Source organism: Leucobacter soli (genome assembly GCF_042659205.1).
GTDB lineage: Bacteria > Actinomycetota > Actinomycetes > Actinomycetales > Microbacteriaceae > Leucobacter > Leucobacter soli.
The window spans coordinates 1-5,932 of sequence record NZ_JBHSRW010000138.1; the positions used below are offsets into that span (position 1 = coordinate 1).

At 69.2% G+C, this 5,932-nt stretch carries 4 protein-coding genes and 1 pseudogene; all 5 read right to left on the bottom strand.

Annotation, left to right across the window (positions count from 1 at the left end; genetic code table 11):
• A partial coding sequence (locus tag ACFPZL_RS08945; protein WP_382335144.1) for a cell division protein PerM occupies window positions 1-329 on the bottom strand: 329 nt, incomplete at its 3' end.
• A gap of 298 nt (window positions 330-627) precedes the next feature.
• A complete protein-coding gene (gene sucD, locus ACFPZL_RS08950) occupies window positions 628-1,530 on the bottom strand; it encodes a succinate--CoA ligase subunit alpha (protein ID WP_218113980.1) in 903 nt (300 codons plus the stop codon).
• Between the two features lie 29 nt (window positions 1,531-1,559).
• Entirely contained in the window at window positions 1,560-2,726 is a 1,167-nt protein-coding gene (gene sucC / locus ACFPZL_RS08955) for an ADP-forming succinate--CoA ligase subunit beta (RefSeq protein WP_218113979.1), read from the bottom strand.
• 163 nt (window positions 2,727-2,889) lie between these two features.
• The gene (locus ACFPZL_RS08960) at window positions 2,890-5,484 is read right to left on the bottom strand and encodes an ATP-dependent helicase (protein WP_218113978.1); all 2,595 of its coding nucleotides are present in this window, start codon (window positions 5,482-5,484) and stop codon (window positions 2,890-2,892) included.
• Window positions 5,485-5,496: 12 nt separating this feature from the next.
• A pseudogene (locus tag ACFPZL_RS08965) lies at window positions 5,497-5,932 on the bottom strand (asparaginase domain-containing protein); the annotation flags it as partial.

A 5,932-nucleotide genomic window follows, 5' to 3' on the forward strand; every position in this document is an offset into this window, starting at 1 on the left:
CGCCGTGCGAAGCGCCGGCCGGCGAGCACGGCGAGCAGCACGGTGAGCAGCGTCAGGCCGAGGGGCGCGAGCGACAGCGTGAAGCTCAGCGCCTCGGGATCGAGCCCGAAGCCGAGTGCCGCTTCGGGGCTCAGCTCGAGCGATAGCGGGACGAAGTGCGCCAGCAGCCACCCGGCGGCCGCGATGTCGAAGACCTCGCTCGGGTCGGCGCCGAGCTCGAACGTCAGCCACCAGACGAGCACGACGGGCACGGCGACCAGCACGAACCCCGCGAGCGCCACGGCGGCGGCCTCGATCGCGGCGATCACCGCCGTCAGCACTGCTCTCATCGCATCAAGGGTATCGATCGCCTCCGACGGCCGGGCCTCGGCGCGCTGCCGAAACGGCACTCCGCTCTCGGTCGCCCCGGCGGGCGGACTCATCACCATGCGGCGCACCCCTCGCCGCAGTTCTGGCTGAGATCGGAGTTCGGGAGGATCCGACGGCCCGAAACGATCAGCCCGGACTGCGAAGTCCTCCCGAACTGCGACCCGCCGGCACGGGTTCGCCTGTAAACCTGCGGTTTACAGCTGTGCGAACGCCCGGCGCGGTGGCGCCGGCGCAGATTTGCGCGTAAACGCTTCGCGTTTACAGTGCTGCAAATGCTGCGCGCAGCAGCTCAGCGGTCTCGGTCGGAGTCTTGCCGACCTTCACGCCGGCGGCCTCGAGCGCCTCCTTCTTGGCCTGCGCGGTGCCAGCCGAGCCCGAGACGATGGCGCCGGCATGGCCCATGGTCTTGCCCTCGGGAGCGGTGAAGCCGGCGACGTAGCCGACGACCGGCTTCGTCACGTTCGCCTTGATGAACTCGGCCGCGCGCTCCTCGGCGTCGCCCCCGATCTCGCCGATCATCACGATCGCCCGGGTCTCGGGGTCGGCCTCGAACGCGGCGAGCGCATCGATGTGCGTCGTGCCGATGACGGGATCGCCGCCGATGCCGATGGCGGTGGAGAAGCCGAGGTCGCGCAGCTCGTACATCATCTGGTAGGTCAGCGTGCCCGACTTCGAGACCAGGCCGATCGGGCCCTTGCCGGTGATGGTCGCCGGGGTGATACCCGCGAGCGCCTCGCCCGGGGTGATGATGCCCGGGCAGTTCGGGCCGATGATGCGGGTCTTGCCGCCGGTGGCCTTGGCGTGCGCCCAGAGCTCGGCCGAGTCCTTGACCGGCACGCCCTCGGTGATGATCACGAGCAGGCCGATGCCGGCGTCGATGGCTTCGACGGCCGCGTCCTTGGTGAAGGCCGGCGGCACGAAGGCGACCGACACGTCGGCGCCGGTCTCGGCCATCGCCTCGGCGACGGTCGCGAACACGGGCAGCTCGACGGTCTCGCCTGCGGCGTTCACGTGCGACACGGTCGTGCCGGCCTTGCGGGCGTTCACGCCGCCCACGATCTGCGTGCCCGCGGCGAGCATGCGCGCGGTGTGCTTGGTGCCCTCGCCGCCGGTGATGCCCTGGACGATGACCTTGGAATCCTTGTTGAGGAAGATCGACATGTTGCTATTCTCCGTAGTCTCGAAAAGGATCAGGCGGCGTTCGCCAGCTCGGCAGCCTTGTCGGCGCCCTCGTCCATGGTGGCGGCCTGCACGACCAGCGGGTGGTTCGCCTCGTTCAGAATGCGACGCCCCTCCTCGACGTTGTTGCCGTCGAGGCGCACGACGAGGGGCTTGTTGGCGGTATCGCCCAGCTTCTCGAGCGCGCCGACGATGCCGTTCGCGACCGCGTCGCAGGCGGTGATGCCGCCGAAGACGTTCACGAAGACCGCCTTGACCTGCGGGTCCCCGAGGATCACGTCGAGACCCGCGGCCATCACCTCGGCCGAGGCTCCGCCGCCGATGTCGAGGAAGTTCGCCGGCTTCACGCCGCCGTGATTCTCGCCCGCGTAGGCGACGACGTCGAGCGTGGACATCACGAGGCCCGCACCGTTGCCGATCACGCCGACCTCGCCGTCGAGCTTCACGTAGTTGAGATCCTGAGCCTTCGCCTTCGCCTCGAGCGGATCCTCGGCGCCCTTGTCGGCCAGCGCCTCGTGCTCGGGCTGACGGAAGTCGGCGTTCTCGTCGAGCGATACCTTGCCGTCGAGCGCGATGATGTCGCCGGCGCCGGTGAGCACGAGAGGGTTCACCTCGACGAGCGTGGCGTCCTCGCCCGAGTAGACCTCGTAGAGCTTCTGGAACACGGGGACGACCTTCGCGACCAGCTCCTCCGGGAACCGTGCCGCGCGTGCGATCTCCTCGGCCTTGGCCGCGTCGATGCCGGTACCCGGATCCACCTCGATGCGCGCGAGCGCCTCGAGCTTCTCGACCGCGAGCTGCTCGATCTCCATACCGCCCTCGACGCTGCAGAGCGAGAGGTACGAGCGGTTGGCGCGATCCAGCAGCACCGAGAAGTAGAACTCCTGCGCGATGTCGGCGCCGGCCGCGACCATGACGCGCTTCACGACGTGGCCCTTGATGTCGAGGCCGAGGATCGCCTCGGCGGCCGCATACGCCTCGTCGGGGGTCTTCGCGACCTTGACGCCGCCGGCCTTGCCTCGGCCGCCGGTCTTCACCTGGGCCTTGACGACGACCACGCCGCCGATCTTCTCGGCTGCCGCGCGGGCCTCCTCGGGAGTGTCCGCGGTGATGCCCGCGAGCACCGGCACCCCGTATCGCTCGAACAGATCTCGTGCCTGGTACTCGTACAGATCCACGTGTATTCCTTTTGGGTAGTGAAGTGGTGGCTGCGAGGCGAAAATGTCTCGATGTCGAAATAGATTCGACCGAGGATCCAGCCTACCACCAGCGATCCGGATGCGGTCCCAGCGTTCCGGGGAGCGGTCCGGACAATGAGCGACGACGAGTTCTGCCGGGTGCTCACTCGACCTTCGTGATCGGCGAGAGCTTCACCAGCAGCTTCCGCTCCCCCACCGAGTCGAAGACGGTGTGCGCCACGCGCTTCGATCCTTCGCCGGTGATCCCCGTGACCCGGCCCTCGCCGTAGTCCTCATGGCGGATCCGGTCGCCGGGCGCCAGTTCGAGGTCGCCGTTGTCGCGGATCGAGGTGCCGACCAGGTTCGGGAACCCGCCGCCGGCAGCCTGCGCCTCCTTCGCCAGCCGCTTGCGCTCGCGCCACTTGTCGAGCGCCGACTGCATGTTTCCGCTCGCAGGCTCGGCGACCGCGGCCGCACCGGATCCTCCGCCGCGCCCGAACACCACCGACGATTCGGGACGCCCCGACGAGCGGGAGGATCGCGAGCCGGAGCGACCCTCGCCCCGCGGCGCATTGAGCGCCCGCGATTCCGTACCCCCGCGGCTCGTGACCTCGCCGGGCGTCTGCCGCCAGTCGATCAGCGAATCGGGAATCTCCTGCAGGAACCGGGAGGGCATGGCGACCCCGATGTCCCCGTAGGTCGCCCGGGTCGATGCCAGCGTCAGGTACAGGCGCTTCCGCGCCCGCGTGATGCCCACGTACATCAGCCGCCGCTCCTCGTTGATCCCGCCGATCTCGTCGACCGACATCTGGTGCGGCAGAAGCCCCTCCTCGACCCCGGTGATGAAGACGGCGGGGAACTCGAGCCCCTTCGCCGTGTGGAGCGTCATGAGCGACACCGTGCCGCTCTGATCGTCGAGCTCGTCTGCGGCGGCGACGAGCGAGACCTCGGTCAGGAACTCGAGCAGCCCCGCCCCCGGGTTGCGCACGTCGAACTCGCGCGCCACGGAGACGAGCTCCTCGAGGTTCTCGGCCCGGGCCTCGTCCTGCGGGTCGCGCTTCGCCCGCAGCTTCTCGATCATCTCGGTCTCGTCGAGGATCAGTTTCAGCACGTCGGCGACGGGCGTCGGCTTCTTCTCGACTTCCGGATCCTCCGTGCCGCCCCCGCCCGCCGCCATTCGGGCGGCGCGCAGCAGCTCTCCGAGGCCGAGGATCGCGCCCCGCACCTTGGGGCCGAAGCCGATCTCGTCGGCGCGCAGCATCGCCTCGTGGAACGAGATGCCCTGCGCCTCCTGGAACACCGCCAGCTGCGCTTCCGCCATCGGTCCGATGCCGCGTTTCGGCACGCCGAGCAGCCGAGACCAGGCGATGGGGTCGTAGGGGTTCGCCAGGCTGGTCAGGTACGCCATCGCGTCCTTGATCTCGGCCCGTTCGTAGAACTTGGTGCCCCCGAGCACGCGGTAAGGGATCGCGGAGCGGATCAGCAGTTCCTCGAGCGCGCGCGTCTGCGAGTTGGTGCGGTAGAACACGGCGATGTCGCCGTAGGCCAGCCCGGCACGGTGCAGGTCCTCGATCTCCTCCGCGACGAAGCGCGCCTCGTCGTGCTGCGAATAGCCGGTGAAGCCGGTGATCTTCTCGCCGTCGCCCTCGGTCGTGAAGAGGTTCTTCTCCTGCCGGTCGAAGTTGTTGCCGATCACGGCGTTGGCAGCGGAGAGGATGTTCTGGGTCGAGCGGTAGTTCTGCTCCAGTTTCACGACCTCAGCACCCGGGAAGTCGCGCTCGAACTCGACGATGTTGCGGATGTCTGCTCCGCGGAAGGCGTAGATCGACTGATCGGAGTCGCCGACGACGGTCAAGGAGGCGCCGGGGATCGCGCCCGTGCCGTCCACCTCGCGCTCCCGCACCGGAGGAACCAGGCGATCAGCGGTATCGGGATCCACCGACCGGGTGAGCTCCCGGATCAGCGAATACTGCGCGTGGTTGGTGTCCTGGTACTCGTCGACCAGGATGTGCCGGAACCGGCGCTGGTAGATCGCCGCGACGTCGGGATGCGACCGGAAGAGGTGCACCGTCTGCCCGATCAGGTCGTCGAAGTCGAAGGCGTTGGCCCGGCGCAGCTCCTGCTCGTAGGTGCGGAAGATCTCGACGAAGATCCGCTCCCGCGGATCGGCCTCGTTCGCCGTCGCCGCGTAGGTGTCGGCGTCGCTCAGCTCGTTCTTGAGGCGCGAGATCTTCGCGCTCGTGTTGGCCGGGGTGAAGCCGTAGCTGTCGGCCTCCGTCTCCTTGATGATGCGCTTGAGCAGCGCGCGCGAATCGGCGCTGTCGTAGATGGTGAAGCCCGCGACGTAGCCGAAGCGTTCGGCCTCCCGGCGCAGGATCCGCACGCACGCCGAATGGAAGGTCGAGATCCACATCCCCTCGGCCGCATCGCCCAGCAGCCCCGCGACGCGCTCCCGCATCTCGGAGGCCGCCTTGTTCGTGAACGTGATGGCGAGGATCTGGCTGGGCCAGGCCTCCTTGTTGCGGATGAGGTGCGCGATCCGATGCGTGAGCACGCGGGTCTTCCCCGACCCCGCACCCGCGACGATCAGCAGCGCCGGGCCGCGCGCCTCGACCGCGCGCGCCTGCGGCGGGTTCAGCCCGTCGAGCAGCGGATCGGCGCCACGCGCACCGCTCGCGCCGCCAGCGCCACCGCGGACGGAGTCGAATGGACTGCTGAGTGCGCCGCCGTCGGGGGAAAGGAGTTCGAAGTCGCTCATCGTCGTATCAGTCTAGGTTCGGGATCCGACATCGGGCTGGACGGCGGTGGTCCGCTCCCCGACGAAGTTCTCGGCCATCAGCGTGCGCAGCGCCGCACCGCGGGCGCCGCGATCGAGCGCGAAACCGAGCTTCGCGAGCGCCGCCTCGATCGTCAGATCCCCGCCGTCGATGACGCCCGCCGCGGCGAGCTCATGCGCCACCGCGTAGCGATCGAGATCTACCGCGCCGGTAGCGCACTGCGTGACGGCGACGACGGGGATCTCCCGGCAGATCTCGCGCAGCGCCGCCGTCATGCCCGGCCGGCCTGTCGGTGCGTTGCCGCTGCCGTAGCACTCGAGCACGAGGCCGTCGGGCTGGCCCCCGACCGCCGCCCGCAGATCGTCGGCGGTCACCGCAGGGGTGAAGCGGAACGGGATCACGCGCGCGGCGCCCGCGGGCGAACCGCCC